Here is a 19,474-nt window from a genome sequence, read left to right as displayed (position 1 = left end):
GGCCATCGAGCGATCGGGAAACGCTCCTCATCCTCTCCGGAACACGTAGGTAACCCGCTGTTTGTTCAGCCAAATATGTTGCTGCATCTTGGTACCTCTCTGATGTTGCGCTGCGGCATGAACATTGCTTCTTGACCTCTGCCGGGGCAACAGAGGAGTAGGCGGATGAAACGAACCATCCTTTGGCTCGGAATGCTTTGCTGCCTTTGGGTGAGTGCGAGTGCACGTGATCTCGGCCAATGGGGAGCCGTCGATCCCGCGTTACGTCAGTGGTACGAGGCTTTGATGCAACCGGATGTACCGACAGCCTCGTGTTGTGGCGAAGCCGATGCCTACTTCGCCGACGAGATTCATGTGCGTGACGGCAAGACCTACGTGACCATCACGGACGACCGTCCGGATGAGCCGCGTGGTCGACCGCACATCGATACCGGGACCGAAATCGAAGTCCCTGCCCATAAATTGAAGTGGGACAAGGGCAATCCGACGGGTCACGGCATCATCTTCCTCAGTCGCAATCGTTACGTGTTCTGTTACGTGCAGCCAGGAGGGGCCTGAGAGGAGGAGAGGGGCCCGCCGCCTGCGGCAGGTGAAGCAAGCGTGGGATCGGCGCCTTGACCGGGGCGCCGCTCGGTCGCTGAGCTCATATCGCGCGCCGGCGGTAGAAATCCGGATTGGCTGTGCGTGACTGCGATGTTTGACGTGTACGACCACGTTTCGGCCCACAATCCGGCACGATACCGGCTGTCCGGCGATGTCGAAACAACTAAGAGGCGAGTAAGTTTCTTGTCGACTTATATGCTCGGGACTTGTGATGGCAGGCGTCTTGCGTTCCGACAGGCCCGACCCTAGCTTAATCGCCGGCGCGAGCAAGGCGCCAGTCAATGACAGTCTGAACTTGGGAGTTTGAAATGGCCTGGAAGACCCCGAAGATCGTCGAAGTGCCCGTTGGCATGGAAATCAACATGTATGCTTGCGCGGCGCGCAAGTAACGATTAGCGACCCGCCAAGCCACCGGACGTGGTATCCGCTTCGGACTGGCTTGGCGGAACTGTGATTGCCTTGGTCTGTTATTAGCTTAGTTTGTTATTGCTTTAATTTGTGAAGACCTCGACCTGTTCTTGCTCAGGCTTGTAGCTCTTTCAGCGGTCGGGGACTGTTCATGAGACCGGCCCAGCAGTTTTGAACGCCTCCTCCGGTCCGCTGGCACGGGCAACCGGACCGAAGAACAATCAACGGCCCAGCGCCCGGACGATCTCCGTTCGCCCAAATCTGCTGTTCGGTTCGCCTAAACGTCTTGGGTGTCGAAGATGTAAAGGTCGACGCCGCCATCAGCAAAATTAGGCAGATCTCCCGCGGCAGCCTTTCCCTCGGCGGAGCCCATGCCCGCCTGCAACGCCTGCATCGAATCGAATGTCAGCGTCGCCACGAGGTGAATGTTGGTGGCTCCCGCCGGTCCATTCACCGGGCCGCGGCTGATGTCGTAGGTCTTGAGGCCAGGGATCTTTTTCGCCAGCGGTACGTGGACATTCATGTAGTGCTTGTCGAATGCTTCGGCGCTCTTCGGGGTCTTGTAGAGCACGAGAACCTTGGGCATCTGCTTCCTCCAAAATCGTTTCTTGAGGTCGATCGACCGCCGCCATTGCAGCCGATCCGCACGCCCGGATCAAGCGCCAGGACCGGATCCGCCGCTTGAACGTGCTTCTGCCGCGGTTCCCTCGACAAATTGTGGCGTAAAGAGAAACCGATGCGGCCGGATGTCGTATTTTGAGGTAGTGTGCATCAGGCTTATCGAAGGACCGAGCCATGAGCCCGATAGATCTCGTGATTACCGTCTGTGCGGTGCTCTCGCCGACGACATGCGAAGAGCAACATCTCCATTTCGCCGATGGCGGCGCATCCCTGCAGCAATGTGCGATGAAGGCGCCGCCCTATATCGCGCAATGGATCGGCGAACACCCGAAATGGACCGCGGTGCGCTGGCGCTGCGAGTACCCGCACAGCAACGACAAGGCCTGACGCCGGCCCGGCGCCTGCCTACTTCGTGCACTCCTTCAAGTCCTTGTCGGCCACCGAGATCACGGCTTCGGCCTTGATGTCGAGGCCGCGGACGATGCATTGGCGGTCGCCGGCATAGCTGACCTTGGCATCATAGCGGCCCGGCTCGATCCCGGTCAGCTTCAGCCGTTCGTCGTGATCGAGTTCCTTGTCCTTGTCGTTCAGCGTCTGATTCGGCCCCCACTTGTTCTCGCCAGCAGGAGAGAGCTGGAAGCCGGTCATCGTCGCCGTCGTCAGATTCCAGAGCCGGATGCCCTTGCTCTGCGCGTGCACCGCGACCGGCAGGCTCGACAGAATGGTGATTGCCGTGACGGCAGTTGCGGCTCTCATGGCGTTTTCCCTGGTCGATCTCGATCATTGCCATGACTATGACACGGAAAAATCCAATCGCGCCAGATCGGCCTTGATCGCGGCAATGAGCTCGTTGCTGCGCTGCGCACGTGGCACGGCGATCGGGACCGTGTGGAGCAGCCGGGCCGGTCGTGAGGACAGCAGGAAGATACGATCCCCGAGCCGGACCGCATCATCCATACTGTGCGTGACCAGCAGCGTAATCATCGGCCGCGAGGCCACCAATGTCGCAATTTCCTCGCGCAGCCGCGCGGCGAGAGCATCGTCAAGCGAGGCCAGCGGCTCATCGAGAATCAGGAAGTCCGGTTCGACCGCGAATGCCCGTGCCAGCGCTGCCCGACGTGCGAGGCCGAGGGACAGCTCGCCCGGAAAATGGCTGCGATGCCCCTCGAGCTCGAGCACGGCGAAGATGGCAGACAGCCTGTCCTCCGCAACGTCAGGCGCCGCCAGCCGGACATTGTCCTCCACCGATCGCCACGGCAGCAGCCGGGGCTCCTGGAACACCATCGCGAGCCGCGCACCGGCGGGTTGCGACACCTTGCCTTGATAATCGGAATCGAGGCCCGCGAGGATCCGCAGCATCGTGCTCTTGCCGCAGCCGGATGGGCCGACCACGACCCCGACCTCGCCGCGTCGGAGCGTGAACGTCATCCCGGCGATCACCTGCTGCCGCTTGCCATTGGCGCTGGTGTAGCTCTTCGAGCTGATATCGACATCAAGCTGCACGGAGCCGCCACCTTGATGCGCGCCGCTCAACCGGCTGGACAATGACAGCTTCGATCACCAGCACCACGGCGGCGAAGCTCAGGGAGTAGGCGAGCAGCAGCGGAATGTCGAACAGCTGAAACGCGACGCCGATCTCGAAGCCGATGCCATTGGGCCGTCCGAGCAGCTCGGCGACCAGCACGATCTTCCACACCAGCGACAGGCCGGAGCGCGCCGCCGCCGCGATGTAAGGTGCGAGCTGCGGCAGCAGGACGTGGCGGAGGATGCGGCCGCGCGGAAAGGCGAAGACCTTGGCCATTTCATCGAGCGCTGGATCGAGTGCGCGGGCGCCCTCGCGCAAGGTCACCACGGCGGTCGGCAGCTTGTTGATCGCGATCGCTGCGATGGCGGCGACCTCGGTCAGCCCCGCCCAGATGTAAGCGAGCACGATCACCACCAGGGCAGGCAGGTTGAGCAGCAGGATCAGCCAGGGATCGCCAAGGCGATTGGCGAGCCGGCTGCGCCCCATCCAGTAGCCGAGCGCCGATCCGATCGCCATCGACAGCGTGAAGGCGAGGGTGACGCGGGCCAGCGTGGCGCCGAGATGCAGAAACAACGCGCCGGATTGCGATTCCGCGATCGCGACCGCCAGCACCGCCGATGGCGGCGGCAGCTTGACGCTGCCGGCGACGGCGGCGGCGATCCACCAGGTGGCCAGCAGAAGCGCAAAGGATAACAGTCGCAGCACTAATCCCTCGCATCCGCCCTGTAATAGGTGCCGGGACTGAGCTCGGGCGAAGGGCCGACCAGATCGCGTCCGCCGATCGCGGCGAGCACTCCATAGAGAATGCGGGCGTCGGCCTCTTCCTCGGCCACGGGACGGCGTGGAATGCCTTCGCGGTAGCGGTCGCGATAGACCCGCAAGGTGGCGTCGTCAGGCGCGCCGGTCAGCGGTGCGATTGTCTGCCAGTCGGCATCGGACGCCGCCAGGATCTCCTTGGCCTTGGCGGTGACGGAGAGGAACCGAGCCACGAGATCGCGATGCTTGCCGGCCCAGTCCTCGTCAAAAACGTAGCCGATCATGGCCGTGCGGCCCTTGGCGCCGAACGGAGCCAGGAGATCCTCGACGCCGGTCAGACGGCGGAAGCCCTTGGCTTCCAGCGCCGCGCAGAAATTCCAGTAGTTCAAGCCCGCATCCATCTCACCGTCCGCCAGTTTGGCGGCCAGCAGCGGCGGCGCGCCATAGCTGATCGCGGCCTGCGACTTCAGATCGATCCCATCACGCTTGAGTGAGGCCTGCAGCAACAGCCAGCTCTTGTCGAGCGGACCGCCGGCCACCGCCAGCTTGCGCCCCTTGAGATCGGACAACGTCTTGATCGGCGAGTTTGCCGGGACCATCACGGCGCCGAGCGCACTCGAATAGGGCGTGAAGGTCAGCTTCGCGCCGAGCGCACGCTCGCGTGACACCCATAACCAGTCCGATACCATGATATCGGCATTGCCGGCGCGTAGCGCGATCTTGCCGGCTTCGGGACTTGCGAGCTCGACGGCATCGATCGAAATGTCGGCCTGCTTGTCCAGTTGATGGGCTCGGATGACGGCCAGTTCCCAGGCAAAGGTTCCGGTCTTTTGCACTGCAACCTTGACGGTCTCAGTGGCGCAGCCCGCGGAGACCGGCAGCCCGACGCAGGCAAGTAATGCGATCAACAAATGACTGATCTGGAAATGACTGATCCGCCTCATGAGCCCGTCTGCATTTCCTCGAGATGTGTTCTTTTCAGCCTCGTTTCCTTAGCATAGCTTTGGCTGCGATGCTGCGGAGGACTGTGATGCGCTGTGTTGTTCAGGTAGGACCGATTGTCGCCGTTTGTCTTGCGTTGATTGGCGTGGGCGGGGCGGCTCGCGCCGACGAGCTCAACGACTATCCGACCTCCGCGCGCGCCGAATATGTGTTCGGCTGCATGAAGGCCAATGGCGAATCCCGTCAATCGATCACGCAGTGCTCCTGTTCGATCGACGTGATCGCGTCGATCATTCCCTATGAGCGTTACGTCACCGCGGAAACTGTTCTCAGCATGTCCCAGGTGCGCAGCAATCTCGGCACCCAGTTCCGCACTTCCGAGCAGGCCGCCAGCGCGCTCAACGATCTCCGCCGTGCCCAGGCCGAAGCCGAGGTGAGGTGTTTCTGACGCCTTGCGGCCATGCGATGCCATCAGGTGCCTGAGCCCTCCGCCGGCCATTCATGCTCGAACACATGGCCTTGCGTGTCCCTGGCCTCGGCGCGGAAGTGCTTGGCGCCGTTCGACACATAGGTGAAGCGGATGTTGGGATCCTCCGAGATCGAGATGCCGCCCTCCACCGACAGCACCAGGCTGCCGTCCTGTGACAGGGTCAGCTGATCGACGAAGAAGGCGGGGATGTAGAGCTGCGTCAGCTGATCCATCTGCAGCCCGGAATTGTTGGGGTGCCCGACCATGACCTGCGCTTCGCGGATGCCGCTCGTGGCGCCGTCGCCAGCTTGCGTGAACTGCCGGTAGCGCATCTGGCCGATACGGGCTTTGGCCTCGTCCGGGTTTTTCGCGGCCGGCGCCGAGCAGCCGCCGGAGGCCTTGACGAACGTCTTGACGACATAGAGCTGGCCGTCGGTCAGCTCGGCCACAGCGTGCACATCCGTGTAGTTGTTGACGCGCACGCGGGTCGAGATCGCCGTCACATTGGCGTCCGCGCCGAGGGTGAACTTGGCCGCCATCGGTGCCGGGTTCTGGTCGATCACCAGCGTGATGGTCTTGATGCGGCGCTCATCGGCAGGCGACAGCTTGCTGCGAAGAGTGACCGGTACCACCGACGCATCCTCGGCGCGGGCCGGCATCTCGATCGAGAGGACATTGGCACCGTCCTGCATCGGCTTGTTGTTGAAGACGTCCTGGACCAGCCCCGGCCATGGATCGTACCCCTCAGCGGCCTTCGCAGGTGCGAAGCAGAACGCGAGACTTGCGCCAAGAAGCCCGGCGCTGAGAAACGATAGGGACGGCAGGCGTAGCCCGATCATGGCACAATCCTCCGAGAGTGGTCTGCTGAGCTAACGATCATAACGCGTCCTCGGCCTCATTCCCATTCCATTTCCGAGAACGCCGCGGTGGCATTGCGGGCATTGTAGTCGTCGAACAGCTCCCATTTGCCGCGTTCCGATCCGGCGGCGCCTGCGGCCTCGGCGATCGGCTTGCCCGCCTTGATCAGCCCGCGAACGTCATGGGCCAATGTGTCGAGGTAGCGGCGTTCGTCGGTGAGTGCCAGCGGCCATGGGCTGACCGGCCCGTGGCCGGGTACCACGCGCGCGGCGGTGATGGTCGCCAGGGCCGCGATGTCCGCGATCCAGCCGCGCAGACTGCCGTCCATCACGGGGATGTGACGCAGGAAAACCAGGTCCCCAGCAAACAACGTCCCGCTCTCGTCGTCGGTGACGGTCAGGTCGCAGTCGCTATGAGCGGTACTCCAGGCCTTCAAGGTCAGAGTCCTCCCGCCCAGATCGAGCGACAGGTGATCCTCGACGACAAGCGATGGCGGCACCAGGCGGATCTCGTCGATGAGTTCGGCACCCATCAAGCGACGAAAGGCCTCGATGTAATGCGGCCCGCGCACGGCGATCGCCCGGGACAGGTTCTTCGCGCCGACGAAGCGGGCGTCGTCCACCTGGAACGCGGCATTGCCGAAGATGTGGTCGGGATGGGCGTGAGTGTTGATGACGTAGCGGATCGGCTTGCTGCTGCGGGCGCGGATCGCCGCCAGCAAAGCGCGTCCCTCGCGGACGCTGCCGCCGGTATCGATCACTGCAACGGCATCGCTGCCGATGACAAATCCGACATTCGCGATGGCACCTTCGTTCTCCGCGGTCATCAACGCGGTCTGTCCGATATGGACGAACACCCCGGACGCGATCTCCTCGACAGGAAGCTCCCGTGTCTCGGCCTGCGCGACGTCGCCGAGCGCAACGGCGCCCCACGCCATGATGATGGCGATGATCCATTGCGTCACCATCGGATGGCCTTGCTCGCATGAGACATCGTGTTCTCGTTCTTGCAGACGTTGCGGTGCAGCACGGGGTCAACTCTTCGCGATGACAGGGGCTGTTGCGTGCGCGAGGCCGGCAGCCTAGCATTTCCAAAAATACCTCGATGCGCTCCATAGGGATGGAAATAACAATGACGAAACGTCGCAAACTCGCGTGCTCGCTGGCTGTGGCCGCGGGGCTCTCGCTGCTCGGACCAGTTGCGTCTCACGCGCAGAGCAATGACGGGCTGGACCTGTCGATCGAGCTGGTCGACCCGAAGGTGCTCCGGGTCTGCGCCGACCCGCGCAACCTGCCGTTCTCGAACGAGAAGGGCGAAGGCTTCGAGAACAAGCTCGCCGAGTTCCTCGCCGTCAAGCTGCAGAAGAAGGTCGATTACACGTTCTTCCCGCAGGCGACGGGTTTCGTGCGCATGACGCTCGGCTCGCATCGCTGCGACGTGATCATGGGCTTCCCGCAAGGGGATGATCTGGTGCAGAGCACGAGCCCCTATTACCGGACGGCCTATGCGATCGTGACCAAGCCGGGCTCCGATCTTGCCGATGTCACCACGCTGGAAGACCCCAAGCTCAAGGGCAAGCATATCGGCATCGTGGCCGGCACGCCGCCAGCGACCAACATGGCGCTCGCCGGGCTGATGCCGACGGCAAAGCCCTATCCGTTGATGATCGATACCCGGGTGGATTCGTCGGCCGAGGCGATGATCAACGACCTGAAATCCGGTGAGATCGATGCCGGCGTGCTGTGGGGCCCGATGGCCGGCTATTACGCCAAGCAGGCAAACCCGCAATTGCACGTGACGCCGTTGGTCAAGGAGACGTCCGGCCCGAAGCTGATCTACCGCATCGCCATGGGCGTGCGCGGCGCCGACCAGAACTGGCGGCGGCAGCTCAACAAGCTGATCCAGGAGAACCAGGGCGAGATCAACAAGATCCTGCTGGATTTCGGTGTGCCGCTGCTCGATGAGAGCAATCATCTGATCACCGCCGAAGCTGCGGCGAAGCCATGATCGTTCGGCTCACCGCGATTGTCCTGGCGGCCGCGCTGCTGCTGATCGCGGTGGCCGCGTGGGCTGACGATCTCGTGGCGGAGCCGCCCGGCTATCGCACCGAGAACTACCGCGCGCCGGTGCCGACGACGCTCAACGGCGCGCGGGTGCTGTCCACGTCGGAGACCGAAGCGATCTGGCGGACGAAATCCGCGGCCTTTATCGATGTCCTGCCGCGGCCGCCGAAGCCGAAAAGCCTCCCCGTCGGCACAGTCTGGCGCGAGCAGCCGCGTCTCGACATTCCCGGCAGCATCTGGCTGCCGGACACCGGCTATGGCGTGCTGGCGGCGGCGACGGAGGACTATTTGAAGCGCGGCCTGGCCCAGGCGTCGGGCGGCGATCTCGGCCGCATGCTCGTATTCTACTGTCTTGAGGACTGCTGGATGTCCTGGAACGCCGCCAAGCGGGCGCTGACCTATGGCTATCGTGCCGTCGCCTGGTATCCCGACGGGACCGACGGCTGGGCCCGCGCCGACCTGCCGTTGCAGCAGACGCAGCCCGAGCCGCGGCCGGAGGAGTGAGCGCCCCGGCTCGTGACCGCGCGTCACATCGTCAGTTGTTTGGCTCGTGATGGCCGGGCTTGTCCCGGCCATCGACGTCGTGCCACGCGGAAAGACGTGGATGCGCGCGTCAGGCCTGCGCATGAGGACGTGGAGGGGGCGGTGCACTCGCTCATGGTCCCTTGTTGTGGCGAGCGACGACACCGCAGCTACTCCATGTCCTGCTGGATCTCGCGGGCGAGTGCGAACAGGCGCTGGTCGATGGCGGTCGGGACCTCGCAGACGAATTTCATCACGCGACGGCGGTCCTCGAAGATGCGCGTCTCCCAGTTGAGCTGATTGCCCAACTCCTCGATCTTGGCCTCGTCGCGCGTCGCGCTGCTTTGCATCTCCTGCAGCGCAATGGTGTCGCCGCGGACCTTCTCGACCGCCTCACGCTGCTTGCGCATGACGCGCTCCAGGCCGTTCATGACCGAGGTCCGTTGTGCGTTCAGCGTATCGAACAGGCCTGCGAACAGCAGCTTGCCCTTGCGGGTCTTCTCTTCCGCTGTGCCGGTGAGGAAATCGGAAATGTCCTTCTGCGCCTGTTCCAGCGGGATGCGGCGCGCGGCGAGCTTGGCGACAAGTTCCGCGATCTTGGCGTCGTCCTTCCAACTCGTGCCGACGTCATCGATCGCTGGGCCCGACCAGACCGCGGCGATCGAGATCTCCGGCACCTTGGCCTGCGGGCAGGGCCAGTCGGGATAGCGCGGATCGGCGCCCAGGGCAGGCGCGGCCGACGCCGCCATGAGCACGATCCCCGCCAACACAGCTCTCGACCTCATGCCTCGCCTCCGGGACCACGCCTGACAAAACCACGCGACGGATCGTAGGCCAGGATCGCGCCGATCATGAACACGGCCGTACAGCCGCCGACCACGGCCAGAGAGACCCAGTTCAACTTGCCGTAGAGGGCGAAGCGAATGAGCTCGACCGCATGGGTGAATGGATTGGCTTCGCAGAGATAAGCGAGCCAGGGGCTGCCTTCCTCGACGCGCCACAGCGGGTAGAGCGCCGAGGAGGCGAAGAACATCGGAAAGATCACGAAGTTCATCACGCCGGCGAAATTCTCCAGCTGCTTGATGCCGGAGGAGATCAGCATGCCCAGCGCGCCGAGCATCAGGCCGGACAGGATCAGGGCGGGCAGCACCGTGAGGTAGCCCATCGGCGGCGGTGTGATGTCCCAGAACCAGGCGATGGCGAGAAACGCATAGACCTGCAGCACGGAGACGGCGGTGCCGGCGAGCAGCTTGCAGAACAGCAGGTAGCCGCGCGGCAGCGGGCTGACGAGCAGCGTGCGCATATTGCCCATCTCGCGGTCGTAGACCATGGACAGCGACGACTGCATGCCGTTGAACAGCTGGATCATCGCCATCAGGCCTGGCGCGATATAGACCTCATAGAGAATGTAGGTCTCGTAAGGCGTGATGATCGAGATGCCGAGCACCTGTCGGAAGCCGGCGGCGAAGATGAACAGCCAGACCAGCGGTCGCACCAGCGCCGAGACGAAACGCTCGCGCTGATGCAGGAAACGCAAGCCCTCGCGCCAGACGATGCCGGTGAGGCAGGTGATATACTCGCCGGCGGAAAAGCCGCTGCGGGTCGGCGTGGCGGGATGAATGGTGGTGAGGGTCATGCGTCCGCACTCCGCGCCGGATTGACACTGACCGGATTGACACTGGACGGACTGGCCTGGGTCGTCAGCCGCGCGAACGCCGCATTGACATCCGCCGCGCCAGCCTCGGCGATCACCTGCGGCACCGGTCCGCGCGCCAGGACGCGGCCCTGATGCAACACGACGAGATCGTCGGTCGCGGCGATCTCGTCGAACAGATGCGTCGCCCAGAGCACGCCGATGCCCTGTTCGGTGACGAGCTGGCGGACATGACCGACGATATCGGCGCGGGCCTTGACGTCGAGCCCGACCGTCGCCTCGTCGAGCAGCAACAGCCGTGGCCGATGCAGCAGGGCGCGGGCGATCTCCAGCCGGCGCATCTGGCCGCCGGAGAGATCGCGCACCTTGTTGCCAGCGCGGTCGGCGAGGCCGATCCGCGCGAGCAGCTCCGCGCTGCGCGCGCGGGCCTCGCGGCGCGCTATGCCATGCAGCGCGGCGTGATAGAGCAGGTTCTGGGTCAGCGACAGATCGAGATCGAGCGTGCGCGGCTGGAACACGACGCCAAGCAGCCGCAGCGCCTCGCCCGGCGTGCGGCCGATGTCATGGCCGAAAATGCCGATATGCCCGGTCTGCACCGCGAACAGGCGGGTGATCAGCGAGAACAGCGTGCTCTTGCCAGCGCCGTTGAGGCCGAGCAGGGCGGTGAAGCTTGCCGGCCGCACCGCGAAGCTGACATCGTTGAGCGCCTTGCGGGCGCCGTAGGAATGACTGACGCCAGCGACCGACAGCGCTGGCACCTGATTGGACGTCGGCTGTGGTGCCGAGGTTGTGGAATCGAGAGCGGGTGCGTTGAGCGTCATGGTTGTGCAATCGTGATGCCCCAGGGCAGTTCGCCGACCTGGATGGTCTTGATCACCTTCTGCGCCGCCACGTCGATCACCGACACGTCGTTGGAGACGCCGTTGGTGACGAGCAGATATTTCTCGTCGGGCGTGAACTCCATGTGCCAGACGCGCTGACCGACCAGGAGATATTTCTTCACCTCATGCGTGGCGCCGTCGACGACAGCGACGCGGTTGGCGGGGCCGAGTGCGACGAAGCCGGTCTTGCCATCCTTCGTCAGGCTGATGCCGACCGGCTGGATCGCCTCGCTGCGCAGGCCCGGCACGGCGAACTTGATCTTGCCGGTGACCTCGCGCTTGGCCGGATCGATGATCGAGACCGTGCCGCCGATTTCGGCCGAGACCCACAGCTCCGATCCGTCGGTCTTGAACTCGGCATAGCGCGGCCGCGCATCGACCAGCACGTTGGCGACGATCTTGCGCGTCGCCGTGTCGATGAAATGCGCCATGTTGGTGGTCTCGGAGGTGCAGATCAGGATCTTGCCGTCCGGACTGAGCATCATGCCTTCCGGCTCGACGCCGACTTGGACGTCGCCGATGCGGACGCGCTTCTCGAGGTCGAGCACCGTGACGGTGTTGTCGTTCTCGTTCGCCACATAGAGCGTCTTGCCGGCCGCATCCTGCGCGAACAGCTCGGGATCGGGACCGGAGGGCAGGGTGTCCACCACCTCCATCTTCTTGGCATCGATCACCTGGATCGTGTCGTCGTCGCCGACCGCCACCATCACGAACTTGCCGTCACGGGTGAACGCGATGCCGCGCGGCCGCTGGCCGACCTTGATGGTCTTGGTCACGGTCCAGGTGTCGGTGTCGATGACGGAGACCGTGTTGCCCTTCTCGTTGGAGACGAAGGCGACATAGGCGGAGGCGGGGGATGCCTGCGCCAGCAACAGCGCGGCGGCGAGCAGGCCGGCTGCCAGTCGCAGGCCCCTGGCGAACTGCCTGCGGCACAATTCTCTCATTCGGCCCTTCGTAAGATAAATTCGAGATCTCGCGGCACGGACGGTGCGCTCCCTCTCCCCGGTCTTCACGGGGAGAGGGGCCGTCTCCGTGAGCACGGCGTGCGGAGAGCCCCCCTCACCCGGATTGCATCTCCGATGCAATCCGTCCTCTCCCCGCAGGCGGGGAGAGGCGGGCATCGCGCTCGCGTCGTCGTTGGTCATTGCCTGGCGGACGGATCCATACCGGTCACCCTGCCAATGGAAACGCTTCCAGCGTGTCGGACTCAACATCTTCATCAGCATGATCAGATCCGACATCATTGCAGCTTGCACTTGGTTTCGGGGCGGTCGACGCCGAGCGTGTCCAGCTCGGAGACCTGGTGCAGGAAACCTTCCTGCGGCGAGACCGAGACGATCATGCGGCCGTCGGCCAAAAGGATCGGTTGGCGCAGTTGCAGGTTCCAGTCGCGCAAGGAGAGCCTCGTGCCCTTGAAGGCGGCGATGGTGAAGTTCGGGCCCTTGAGGTAGTCGGCCATCGCCTTGGCGTCGCCGGAATTGGTGCGAGAGGCCGCCTCGCCGACCATGCGCACGGCCATCCAGGCCTGCATGTCCAGGGCGTCCATGCGGCGCGAGGCCAGCTTCATGAAGCGGTTCTGCAACTGCGTCGCGCCCCATTGGTCCTGCGCCGGGTCCCAACTGGTGGGCCGCAGTCCCGCGGAGCCGGCGACCGGGCGCGGATCCCAGGTGCGGTAGGGCAGATAGTTGGCGAACACCTCGCTCTCATCGGCGGCGACGAGGACGTCATAGGCCGGCGCCTTCTGCGTGAACACCGGCATCTGGCGCTGGATCAGGGTGACGCCGGAATCGGTGCGGCGGGCGCCGCCAGTGTCCTCGAAGCTGCGCTCCTCGACGATCTTGGCGCCGAAGCGGGTGGCGGCGCGGCGCAGCGCGTCGGCGAACAGTTTGTCATTGTCATGTGAGCCGGTGACGAGCAGCCAGCGCTTCCATTGCTTCCAGACCAGATATTGCGCCAGGCCATCGGCCAGCATCGAGCGCGTCGGCGCGACATGGAGCACGTTGGCGCGGCAATCCTGCTCGCGCAGCCGATCGTCGGTTGAACCGACATTGAGCAGGGTGGTGCCGCGTCCGCGCAAGGCATCAGCAACCTTGAGCAGCGTATCGGCCGGCAGGTCGGCGAGGATGAAGCCGGTCTTGCCGGCCAGCTCATTGGCGGCCTGTGCGGCGTCCTCGTCGTCCTTCACGCGACGATCGATCAGGGTGAAGCGCTGGTTGAGGAATTTGCCGGTGGTGTTGTTGTCCTCAATGGCGAGCCGCGCGCCGGCCACGCCGTCATCGGGCGCCGGCTGGTCGAGCGGCGACAAGGTCTGCGGCACGCCGGCGCGGCCGAGATAGCCGATCGCAATGTCGACGGGCTCCGCGGCGTGCGCCGCGGTCGCAAAGAGGCCGATCGCGCCGATCAGGCATCGGGCCAGAACTCCCAGGACCACAAGTCCTCCCATTGTTCCCCGTCCTGTCTTGGCGAGGTTTCATGTTGCAAGATGACCGAATTGGCCTAGCTTTCAACCCCGCTTTTGGCCGCTGTGGCATCATTTCGGATCACGACCTTGAAACTCGCCTTCGTCCTCGCGTCGCTGCTCCTCATCTCAGCAGCATCTGTGCATGCCGAGCCGCCCAAGGTGGCCGTCTTCGACTTCGAGCTGATCGACAGCAGCCTGCAGGGCGAGGTGCAGGGCCCGCGCCAGGACGAGCAGCGGCGGTTGGCCCAGGCGGGCGAGCAACTCCGCGCCGCGCTCCGCGACTCCGGACAATTTCGCGTGCTCGACATCGGCCCTGTTAACGATGCGGCGCACCATAGCAATCTGCAGGCCTGCGGCGGCTGTGACGTCAAGCTCGCTGCCGATCTCGGGGCCGATCTCGCGATGACCGGGACGGTGCAGAAAGTGTCCAATCTGATCCTCAACATGAACATCTATTTGCGCGACGCTCACACCGGCCAGCCGGTCGCGGCCATGACCGCCGACATGCGCGGCAATACCGACGAGTCCTGGACGCGCACCATGGCCTGGCTGGTCCGCAATCGCCTCCTGGCGCCGAACTACGGCGCGCCGCAGGCGCAATAGGCGACGAGGGCATCGCCCGGCCGGTGGATGTGGCCATCCTTCGCGACGCCCGCCCAAAGGCGGGCTCCTCAGGATGAGGCGTGAGTGCGCGGCGAAATCCAAGACATTGCTCGCCGAAACTGCTGCCGAGCCCCTCTCCATGAGTACGCGGGTCATGGCCCATGTGCCGCGTCGATTTGGGTGCCCGATCCTCATGGTGAGGAGCGCCGCGCGCTGAAGCCTGCCACACCATCGATGCACGCGACGGCGTGTCTCGAACCATGAGGCCCCGATGTTGCGTCGATCTGATCGACCATGGCATTGACAGGCATGAGGCTGCATCCTCGCGGCGGACGACGCCCGAGCTGTGCGTATCGATCGCCCCTCGGAAACCAGAGAGGCGCAGGGAAGGCCGGGAGCCTGCCGCCCCCATGGCCCGCCTGCGAAGACAAAAGCAGGCGGCAGGTACCACAGGTTCGGCTGGGAACATCCCGGCCCTCCCTGCGCGATGGTTTTCACGGTTGCTTCGCGTGCTCCCCGGTGCGCCGGGCTTTCTGGTCACCGTGCGCGACAGCACGCTGATCGCGCGCCGCCGCGGGGGCATCGGCTTCGGGATGCTCAGGACCGCGCGACTTGGCCGTACGCCGTGACGTGTTCGTCCACATGCTCCTGGACATGTTATGCCCCGACCATGCTGCGCGCCGCCGGCGTCCACCGCATCCCCACCTCCACGTTCGTGACGACCGCGATACGCCCTCTCGACGAGGCGGGATGGGGCTACACAATCATGTTTTTGGAAAAACCGAAAGTTTAATCTTTTTCGTCCGCCAACTGGACAGGGCTGATGGCGTTGCGCGGCCTGCCGAAATTACGGTCTGCGCGCAGCTGAAACGAGACCGGCGGCGACCACAAGCGAGCCCGGCGCGCACGTCATCGCGCCCGCCGGGCAAATCAGGTGCGCGCTGGTGTCAGCGCCCGAGCCGGGCCGCGTGCCAGCGCAGATGGTCGCCCATGAAGGTGGAGATGAAGTAGTAGCTGTGGTCGTAGCCGTCCTGCTTGCGCAGCAGCAGCGGGATGTTGGCTTTCTCACAGGCGGCCTTGAGGAGCTCGGGCCGCAGCTGCTGCGCCAGGAACTGGTCGGCATCGCCGACATCGACCAGCAGATCGGAGAGGCGGGCGCCGTCCTCGATCAGCGCCACGGCATCGTGCTTGCGCCAGGCCGCCTTGTCCGCGCCGAGATAGCCGCCCAGGGCCTTCTCGCCCCACGGCACCTGGGAGGGCGCGACGATCGGCGCGAACGCGCTGGCCGCCCGGTAGCGGTCCGGGTTGCGCAACGCCACGGTGAGCGCGCCATGGCCGCCCATCGAGTGGCCCATGATCGACTGCCGGCGCGGATCGATCGGGAAACTGGCCGCGACCACGCTCGGCAGTTCCTCGGTGACGTAGCTCCACATGCGATAGTTCTTCGCGAACGGCTCCTGCGTCGCATCGACATAGAAGCCGGCGCCGAGGCCGAAATCATAGGCATTGTTGGGATCGCCGGGCACGCCGTCGCCGCGCGGCGAGGTGTCGGGGGCGACGAAGATCAGGCCGAGCTCGGCGCAGGCGGCGCGGAACTCGCCTTTCTCGGTGACATTGGCAGGAGTGCAGGTCAGGCCGGAGAGATACCAGACCACCGGCAGTTTCGCGCCCGCATCATGCGCCGGCACGAACACCGAGAACGTCATCTCAGTCTTGGTCTCCTGGCTGGCGTGCCGGTACACGCCCTGGATGCCACCATGGGCCTTGTTCTGGGAGACGGTCGTGAGCGTCATGGAAGCATCCTGTTGAGCGATGACTGTTGAGCGATGATGTCAGGGCGGCTGGCGCAGCATGTCGCCAACCTTGGTCAATGGTTCAATCGACGCAACTCAGGCCACGCCGTTCTCGATGGCCAGGCGCACCAGCTCGCCGGACGTTCTCACGCCGAGCTTCTGGCGGATGATCGACGAGGTGTTGGCAACGGTCTTGTAGGATGAGTGGATCAGCCAGGCAATCTCGGACAGGCTCTTGCCGGCGCTGAGCAGGCGGAGAATTTCGAGTTCGCGCGGCGTCAGCTTCGCCAGCGGGCTCTGCGCCACCGTCGCGCCTGCAAACGCGATGCTGCGCGCAATCGCCGGTGGCAGATAGCTGCCGCCACGTGCGACCTCGCGGATCGCCTCGGCAAGATCGTTCGGATCGCCGCTCTTGGAGACATAGCCCTTGGCGCCGATATCGATGGCGCGGGCCGCGAACACCGGGTCGTCGTTCATGCTGAACATGATGAGCCGGGCGCTGGCCTCATGCGCCAGGATGCGCCGCGCCAGTTCAAAACCCGACACGGTCGGCAGGTTGATGTCGATGACGCTGACATCCGGCCGCCGCGCCACGAAGCTCGCCTCGCCGCTCTCGGCATCCGAAGCTTCGAGCAGCTCAAGATCCGGATCGGTTGACAGCAGGGCACGGCACCCCGACGCAACAATGGGATGATCGTCCACGATCAGTACGCGCATGGCCTTGGGGTCCCGGACTTTCCGCCTCGCGTCATTGTTGCGATGCATCATGGATGCATGCTGCGCGATGTTGCATCATGTTGCAATTAGATCGCCGACGGAATTGTCTGTCAATGTGAGTGCGTATGAACGGGATGGCGGCGGGGCGGAGATAATGTGGCAGAATTGGTCGTTGCGGACCCGTATCAACGTGCTGCTCGCGCTGGTGCTGACCTTGGGGCTCGCCATCAACATCGGCCGTCTCGTGCTGGAGGCGGCGCCGCGCGTCCTGGCGGAGGATCAGAGCGTGATCCGCCTGACCCGCGCCTTCGTCGAGACCATCATGGACGAGGTCAATGAGGCGCCGGACCCGGGCGCCCGGCTTGACCGGATCGTCGGCGATCTCGGTCAGTTGCGCCATGTGAGCGTGCGCCGGCAGGCGATGCCCGGTCAGTCGCCGCCTCCCGGAGAGCCGGCCCGTGCGGCGCCGAGCTGGTTCATCGCGCTCGTGCATCCGGACAAGACCTCGGTCAGCATGCCTGTCCTGGTGGCGGGACGGGCCGAGACGCTGGTGATCACGTCGCATCCGGACGACGAGATCGCCGAGATCTGGGACGGCATCACGACCCAGCTGGTCGTCGGCTCGGCGATCGCGGTGGCGATCTTCGGCATCACGATGCTGGTGGTCGGCCGCGCTTTGGCGCCGCTGGCGGATCTGTCGGAGGCGATGAGCCGGATCGAGGCGGGCGCCTATGATGCCCGGGTGCAGCCGGGCGGCGCGCCGGAGCTTGCGGCGCTCTGCGCCAAGCTCAACCATCTCGCTGGCGCGCTCGGCGAAGCCGTGGAGGAGAAACGCCGTCTGGCCGAGCGGACAGTGTCGCTGCAGGATCTTGAGCGCAAGGAGATCGCGCGCGAGTTGCATGACGAGTTCGGGCCGCATCTGTTCGCACTGCGCGCGCATGCCAGCGCTTTGATGCGGCTGCCGGAGAGCGGGACGCTCGACGTCGCCGCCATGCGCCGGCACGGCCAGGCGATCCTCGACCAGGTCAACGCGGTGCAGCAGTTCAACCGCCGCATCCTGGAGCGGCTGCGCCCGGTCGGTCTTGCCGAGCTCGGCCTGCGCGAGGCGCTCGGCGCCCTGGTGCGGCTGTGGCGGGAGTCCCGGCCTGAGGTCGCGATCGAGACCAGATTCACCGATCCCGGCATCCGCAGCAACGAGACCGCCGAGCTGACGGTCTATCGCGTGGTCCAGGAGGCGCTGACCAATGTGTTCCGCCATGCCGAGGCGAGCTCGGTCGATGTCACCATCGAGCCGCAGCAGCAGGTGGCGGCGGGGCAGCGGCGCACCTATACGCGGGTCTGCGTCCGCGATGACGGCCGCGGTCTCGCGCCCGAGCACAAGCTCGGCTTCGGTCTCACCGGCATGCGCGAGCGGCTGCTGGCGCTCGGCGGCACCTTGACGGTGGCCTCGACCGGCACCGGCGTCACCATCGAGGCGATGGTGCCGGCCGACGCGGCGTGAGTTCGGCACGTAGGAACGAACCCGCCGGCGGGGCATTTCAACGGGCGACGTTCGATCCGCGCGAGCCACAGTTCTGAGCACGCGCCGGTTGCTTGCGGTGATCCGATGACGAGAACCTTGCTTGCGCTGAACGGCGCAGCCATGCTGGCTGCGCTGTCCGTCAACCATGCCGTCGCGCGCGATGACGGCCGCTTTGCCAACTCGCCACTCAAGGGCTGGTTCGACAGCCTGAAAAGCGGGCGCGGGCCGTGCTGCTCGGACGCGGATGGATTGGCTCTGTCCGACCCCGATTGGGATCTGCAGGGCACGCATTACCGGGTGCGGCTCGACGGCGAATGGATCGTTGTGCCCGACGACGCCGTCATCACCGAGCCGAACCGCGCGGGACGTACGATGGTGTGGCCGATCAAGGGGACACTCGGTACCTCGATCCGCTGCTTCATGCCCGGCAATCTGAGCTGATTATCTGCGTGACCGACATCAATCACCCTTGAGATCCGCGGGTGCTGCCTGTCGTCGCGTGCGCTGCCATGTTGGAACTTCGCTTGCCGCCGGTCATTGCTCCCCCGGTCATGCGGCGGTCATGGCCTTGCGCGCTTCCTCTCCCTCCAGCCCCGGAGAGGGGCGCGCGTCTCAGGCGAGGAGCATCATGGACCAGACCAGCGAAACGGATTTGCAGGACAGGATTCGCGCGCGTGCCCATCAATTGTGGGAACAGGCCGGGCGTCCCGACGGTCGCGAGGATGAGTTCTGGTTTCAGGCTGAACGCGATATCCGCGAGACTGACGAGCTGCACGACAAGGCCACGGCACCCCCAGAGACAATTCTGCCGGGGTGAACATCATAAACTGGAAGGACCCGCGATGAGCAAGGAAACGCCGAAAGACAACCCGCGCCAGGAGAGCGATTGGGGATCGATGAAGCAGACCGACAAGCCCTGGGCCGAGAAGCCGGAAAAAGAACAGCGCTCCGAGGCAGCCAAGGACCTCGAGCAATGGGCGGAGAGCAACACCCATTGAGGCGAGGTGTGCAAGCGTCACCTCGATGGCTTGCCATGGCTGCTTGCCATGGGCTGAGAGTTGTCAGGTCCTCACGGA

The 19,474-nt window shown here is 64.7% G+C and carries 25 protein-coding genes; 11 read left to right on the top strand and 14 right to left on the bottom strand.

Features of this window, described 5'->3' with window-relative positions; all coding sequences use genetic code 11:
• Nucleotides 1-165: 165 nt before the first annotated feature.
• Together HL671_RS03665 and pqqA are read left to right on the top strand one after the other, a co-directional pair.
• Entirely contained in the window at nucleotides 166-558 is a 393-nt protein-coding gene (locus tag HL671_RS03665) for a hypothetical protein (protein ID WP_210263754.1), read from the top strand.
• 353 nt (nucleotides 559-911) lie between these two features.
• Nucleotides 912-992, top strand: a complete 81-nt coding sequence (pqqA, locus tag HL671_RS03660) for a pyrroloquinoline quinone precursor peptide PqqA (protein WP_009031067.1) — start codon at nucleotides 912-914, stop codon at nucleotides 990-992.
• A 296-nt stretch (nucleotides 993-1,288) separates the two neighbouring features.
• Here pqqA and HL671_RS03655 read toward each other — a convergent pair whose 3' ends face one another.
• Nucleotides 1,289-1,597, bottom strand: a complete 309-nt coding sequence (locus HL671_RS03655; RefSeq protein ID WP_012045851.1) for an EthD family reductase — start codon at nucleotides 1,595-1,597, stop codon at nucleotides 1,289-1,291.
• A gap of 209 nt (nucleotides 1,598-1,806) precedes the next feature.
• Between HL671_RS03655 and HL671_RS03650 the strand changes: the two genes are divergently transcribed.
• The gene (locus HL671_RS03650; RefSeq protein ID WP_012045850.1) at nucleotides 1,807-2,019 is read left to right on the top strand and encodes a hypothetical protein; all 213 of its coding nucleotides are present in this window, start codon (nucleotides 1,807-1,809) and stop codon (nucleotides 2,017-2,019) included.
• Nucleotides 2,020-2,037: 18 nt separating this feature from the next.
• Here the strand turns inward: HL671_RS03650 and HL671_RS03645 are convergent, their stop codons facing one another.
• The 4 genes from HL671_RS03645 to HL671_RS03630 are packed head-to-tail and all read right to left on the bottom strand — an operon-like array spanning nucleotide 2,038 to nucleotide 4,857.
• Entirely contained in the window at nucleotides 2,038-2,388 is a 351-nt protein-coding gene (locus HL671_RS03645; protein ID WP_012045849.1) for a hypothetical protein, read from the bottom strand.
• A gap of 36 nt (nucleotides 2,389-2,424) precedes the next feature.
• The gene (locus HL671_RS03640) at nucleotides 2,425-3,135 is read right to left on the bottom strand and encodes an ABC transporter ATP-binding protein (protein WP_012045848.1); all 711 of its coding nucleotides are present in this window, start codon (nucleotides 3,133-3,135) and stop codon (nucleotides 2,425-2,427) included.
• Nucleotides 3,125-3,862: an ABC transporter permease gene (locus HL671_RS03635; RefSeq protein WP_172235633.1), complete on the bottom strand. Its 738-nt coding sequence runs from the start codon at nucleotides 3,860-3,862 to the stop codon at nucleotides 3,125-3,127. Before HL671_RS03635 ends, HL671_RS03640 begins: the two co-directional genes overlap by 11 nt.
• Entirely contained in the window at nucleotides 3,862-4,857 is a 996-nt protein-coding gene (locus HL671_RS03630) for an ABC transporter substrate-binding protein (RefSeq protein ID WP_172235632.1), read from the bottom strand. The genes HL671_RS03635 and HL671_RS03630 overlap by 1 nt, the downstream gene beginning before the upstream one ends.
• 86 nt (nucleotides 4,858-4,943) lie before the next feature.
• On the opposite strand from HL671_RS03630, the gene HL671_RS03625 reads away from it, so the two are divergent.
• Nucleotides 4,944-5,303: a hypothetical protein gene (locus HL671_RS03625; protein ID WP_012045845.1), complete on the top strand. Its 360-nt coding sequence runs from the start codon at nucleotides 4,944-4,946 to the stop codon at nucleotides 5,301-5,303.
• Between the two features lie 23 nt (nucleotides 5,304-5,326).
• Here the strand turns inward: HL671_RS03625 and HL671_RS03620 are convergent, their stop codons facing one another.
• Complete coding sequence (locus tag HL671_RS03620; protein ID WP_172235631.1) at nucleotides 5,327-6,163, bottom strand: quinoprotein dehydrogenase-associated SoxYZ-like carrier; 837 nt, start codon at nucleotides 6,161-6,163, stop codon at nucleotides 5,327-5,329.
• Between the two features lie 56 nt (nucleotides 6,164-6,219).
• A complete protein-coding gene (locus HL671_RS03615) occupies nucleotides 6,220-7,149 on the bottom strand; it encodes a quinoprotein relay system zinc metallohydrolase 2 (protein WP_172235630.1) in 930 nt (309 codons plus the stop codon).
• A gap of 164 nt (nucleotides 7,150-7,313) precedes the next feature.
• On the opposite strand from HL671_RS03615, the gene HL671_RS03610 reads away from it, so the two are divergent.
• Nucleotides 7,314-8,189 carry a substrate-binding domain-containing protein gene (locus tag HL671_RS03610; protein ID WP_012045842.1) on the top strand — a complete coding sequence of 292 codons (876 nt, stop codon included), beginning with the start codon at nucleotides 7,314-7,316 and terminating at the stop codon, nucleotides 8,187-8,189.
• Nucleotides 8,186-8,749, top strand: coding sequence for a PQQ-dependent catabolism-associated CXXCW motif protein (locus tag HL671_RS03605; protein ID WP_012045841.1), 564 nt, complete (start codon nucleotides 8,186-8,188; stop codon nucleotides 8,747-8,749). The genes HL671_RS03610 and HL671_RS03605 overlap by 4 nt, the downstream gene beginning before the upstream one ends.
• A 188-nt stretch (nucleotides 8,750-8,937) precedes the next feature.
• Here the strand turns inward: HL671_RS03605 and HL671_RS03600 are convergent, their stop codons facing one another.
• From HL671_RS03600 to HL671_RS03580, 5 genes are all read right to left on the bottom strand, one after another.
• A complete protein-coding gene (locus HL671_RS03600; protein ID WP_172235629.1) occupies nucleotides 8,938-9,552 on the bottom strand; it encodes a hypothetical protein in 615 nt (204 codons plus the stop codon).
• Nucleotides 9,549-10,403 (bottom strand): ABC transporter permease, encoded by an 855-nt coding sequence (locus HL671_RS03595; RefSeq protein WP_172235628.1) that lies wholly within the window; start codon nucleotides 10,401-10,403, stop codon nucleotides 9,549-9,551. Before HL671_RS03595 ends, HL671_RS03600 begins: the two co-directional genes overlap by 4 nt.
• Nucleotides 10,400-11,179, bottom strand: a complete 780-nt coding sequence (locus HL671_RS03590) for an ABC transporter ATP-binding protein (protein WP_374050098.1) — start codon at nucleotides 11,177-11,179, stop codon at nucleotides 10,400-10,402. The genes HL671_RS03595 and HL671_RS03590 overlap by 4 nt, the downstream gene beginning before the upstream one ends.
• A 59-nt stretch (nucleotides 11,180-11,238) precedes the next feature.
• Nucleotides 11,239-12,246 (bottom strand): YVTN family beta-propeller repeat protein, encoded by a 1,008-nt coding sequence (locus tag HL671_RS03585; protein WP_172235626.1) that lies wholly within the window; start codon nucleotides 12,244-12,246, stop codon nucleotides 11,239-11,241.
• Between the two features lie 296 nt (nucleotides 12,247-12,542).
• Nucleotides 12,543-13,745: an ABC transporter substrate-binding protein gene (locus tag HL671_RS03580; RefSeq protein WP_172235625.1), complete on the bottom strand. Its 1,203-nt coding sequence runs from the start codon at nucleotides 13,743-13,745 to the stop codon at nucleotides 12,543-12,545.
• 141 nt (nucleotides 13,746-13,886) lie between these two features.
• On the opposite strand from HL671_RS03580, the gene HL671_RS03575 reads away from it, so the two are divergent.
• On the top strand, nucleotides 13,887-14,366 hold the full coding sequence (locus HL671_RS03575) for a DUF3280 domain-containing protein (RefSeq protein ID WP_041751643.1): 480 nt from the start codon (nucleotides 13,887-13,889) through the stop codon (nucleotides 14,364-14,366).
• A 947-nt stretch (nucleotides 14,367-15,313) separates the two neighbouring features.
• Here the strand turns inward: HL671_RS03575 and fghA are convergent.
• Together fghA and HL671_RS03565 are read right to left on the bottom strand one after the other, a co-directional pair.
• Nucleotides 15,314-16,159 carry an S-formylglutathione hydrolase gene (gene fghA, locus HL671_RS03570; RefSeq protein WP_172235624.1) on the bottom strand — a complete coding sequence of 282 codons (846 nt, stop codon included), beginning with the start codon at nucleotides 16,157-16,159 and terminating at the stop codon, nucleotides 15,314-15,316.
• 96 nt (nucleotides 16,160-16,255) lie between these two features.
• Nucleotides 16,256-16,876: a response regulator transcription factor gene (locus tag HL671_RS03565; protein WP_012045833.1), complete on the bottom strand. Its 621-nt coding sequence runs from the start codon at nucleotides 16,874-16,876 to the stop codon at nucleotides 16,256-16,258.
• A 154-nt stretch (nucleotides 16,877-17,030) separates the two neighbouring features.
• On the opposite strand from HL671_RS03565, the gene HL671_RS03560 reads away from it, so the two are divergent.
• From HL671_RS03560 to HL671_RS03545, 4 genes are all read left to right on the top strand, one after another.
• Nucleotides 17,031-18,377, top strand: a complete 1,347-nt coding sequence (locus HL671_RS03560) for a histidine kinase (RefSeq protein WP_172235623.1) — start codon at nucleotides 17,031-17,033, stop codon at nucleotides 18,375-18,377.
• A 105-nt stretch (nucleotides 18,378-18,482) separates the two neighbouring features.
• Nucleotides 18,483-18,839 carry a hypothetical protein gene (locus tag HL671_RS03555; RefSeq protein WP_172235622.1) on the top strand — a complete coding sequence of 119 codons (357 nt, stop codon included), beginning with the start codon at nucleotides 18,483-18,485 and terminating at the stop codon, nucleotides 18,837-18,839.
• A gap of 187 nt (nucleotides 18,840-19,026) precedes the next feature.
• Nucleotides 19,027-19,215: a DUF2934 domain-containing protein gene (locus HL671_RS03550; RefSeq protein WP_172235621.1), complete on the top strand. Its 189-nt coding sequence runs from the start codon at nucleotides 19,027-19,029 to the stop codon at nucleotides 19,213-19,215.
• 25 nt (nucleotides 19,216-19,240) lie between these two features.
• Nucleotides 19,241-19,396 carry a hypothetical protein gene (locus tag HL671_RS03545; RefSeq protein WP_172235620.1) on the top strand — a complete coding sequence of 52 codons (156 nt, stop codon included), beginning with the start codon at nucleotides 19,241-19,243 and terminating at the stop codon, nucleotides 19,394-19,396.
• Nucleotides 19,397-19,474: the final 78 nt, after the last annotated feature.

Source organism: Bradyrhizobium denitrificans (assembly GCF_013179005.1).
Lineage (GTDB): Bacteria > Pseudomonadota > Alphaproteobacteria > Rhizobiales > Xanthobacteraceae > Bradyrhizobium > Bradyrhizobium denitrificans.
This window is presented reverse-complemented; position numbering and strand designations above follow the sequence as displayed.

What these genes read in the sequence shown, in the direction of transcription:
- HL671_RS03545 (WP_172235620.1), top strand. Translation starts at nt 19,241, where the DNA reads ATGAGCAAGGAAACGCCGAAAGACAACCCGCGCCAGGAGAGCGATTGG.
- HL671_RS03560 (WP_172235623.1), top strand. Translation starts at nt 17,031, where the DNA reads ATGTGGCAGAATTGGTCGTTGCGGACCCGTATCAACGTGCTGCTCGCG.
- HL671_RS03625 (WP_012045845.1), top strand. Translation starts at nt 4,944, where the DNA reads ATGCGCTGTGTTGTTCAGGTAGGACCGATTGTCGCCGTTTGTCTTGCG.
- HL671_RS03665 (WP_210263754.1), top strand. Translation starts at nt 166, where the DNA reads ATGAAACGAACCATCCTTTGGCTCGGAATGCTTTGCTGCCTTTGGGTG.
- pqqA (WP_009031067.1), top strand. Translation starts at nt 912, where the DNA reads ATGGCCTGGAAGACCCCGAAGATCGTCGAAGTGCCCGTTGGCATGGAA.
- HL671_RS03615 (WP_172235630.1), bottom strand. Translation starts at nt 7,149, where the DNA reads ATGGTGACGCAATGGATCATCGCCATCATCATGGCGTGGGGCGCCGTT.
- HL671_RS03555 (WP_172235622.1), top strand. Translation starts at nt 18,483, where the DNA reads ATGACGAGAACCTTGCTTGCGCTGAACGGCGCAGCCATGCTGGCTGCG.
- HL671_RS03565 (WP_012045833.1), bottom strand. Translation starts at nt 16,876, where the DNA reads ATGCGCGTACTGATCGTGGACGATCATCCCATTGTTGCGTCGGGGTGC.
- fghA (WP_172235624.1), bottom strand. Translation starts at nt 16,159, where the DNA reads ATGACGCTCACGACCGTCTCCCAGAACAAGGCCCATGGTGGCATCCAG.
- HL671_RS03650 (WP_012045850.1), top strand. Translation starts at nt 1,807, where the DNA reads ATGAGCCCGATAGATCTCGTGATTACCGTCTGTGCGGTGCTCTCGCCG.
- HL671_RS03630 (WP_172235632.1), bottom strand. Translation starts at nt 4,857, where the DNA reads ATGAGGCGGATCAGTCATTTCCAGATCAGTCATTTGTTGATCGCATTA.
- HL671_RS03580 (WP_172235625.1), bottom strand. Translation starts at nt 13,745, where the DNA reads ATGGGAGGACTTGTGGTCCTGGGAGTTCTGGCCCGATGCCTGATCGGC.
- HL671_RS03550 (WP_172235621.1), top strand. Translation starts at nt 19,027, where the DNA reads ATGGACCAGACCAGCGAAACGGATTTGCAGGACAGGATTCGCGCGCGT.
- HL671_RS03585 (WP_172235626.1), bottom strand. Translation starts at nt 12,246, where the DNA reads ATGAGAGAATTGTGCCGCAGGCAGTTCGCCAGGGGCCTGCGACTGGCA.
- HL671_RS03595 (WP_172235628.1), bottom strand. Translation starts at nt 10,403, where the DNA reads ATGACCCTCACCACCATTCATCCCGCCACGCCGACCCGCAGCGGCTTT.
- HL671_RS03655 (WP_012045851.1), bottom strand. Translation starts at nt 1,597, where the DNA reads ATGCCCAAGGTTCTCGTGCTCTACAAGACCCCGAAGAGCGCCGAAGCA.
- HL671_RS03605 (WP_012045841.1), top strand. Translation starts at nt 8,186, where the DNA reads ATGATCGTTCGGCTCACCGCGATTGTCCTGGCGGCCGCGCTGCTGCTG.
- HL671_RS03645 (WP_012045849.1), bottom strand. Translation starts at nt 2,388, where the DNA reads ATGAGAGCCGCAACTGCCGTCACGGCAATCACCATTCTGTCGAGCCTG.
- HL671_RS03600 (WP_172235629.1), bottom strand. Translation starts at nt 9,552, where the DNA reads ATGAGGTCGAGAGCTGTGTTGGCGGGGATCGTGCTCATGGCGGCGTCG.
- HL671_RS03610 (WP_012045842.1), top strand. Translation starts at nt 7,314, where the DNA reads ATGACGAAACGTCGCAAACTCGCGTGCTCGCTGGCTGTGGCCGCGGGG.
- HL671_RS03620 (WP_172235631.1), bottom strand. Translation starts at nt 6,163, where the DNA reads ATGATCGGGCTACGCCTGCCGTCCCTATCGTTTCTCAGCGCCGGGCTT.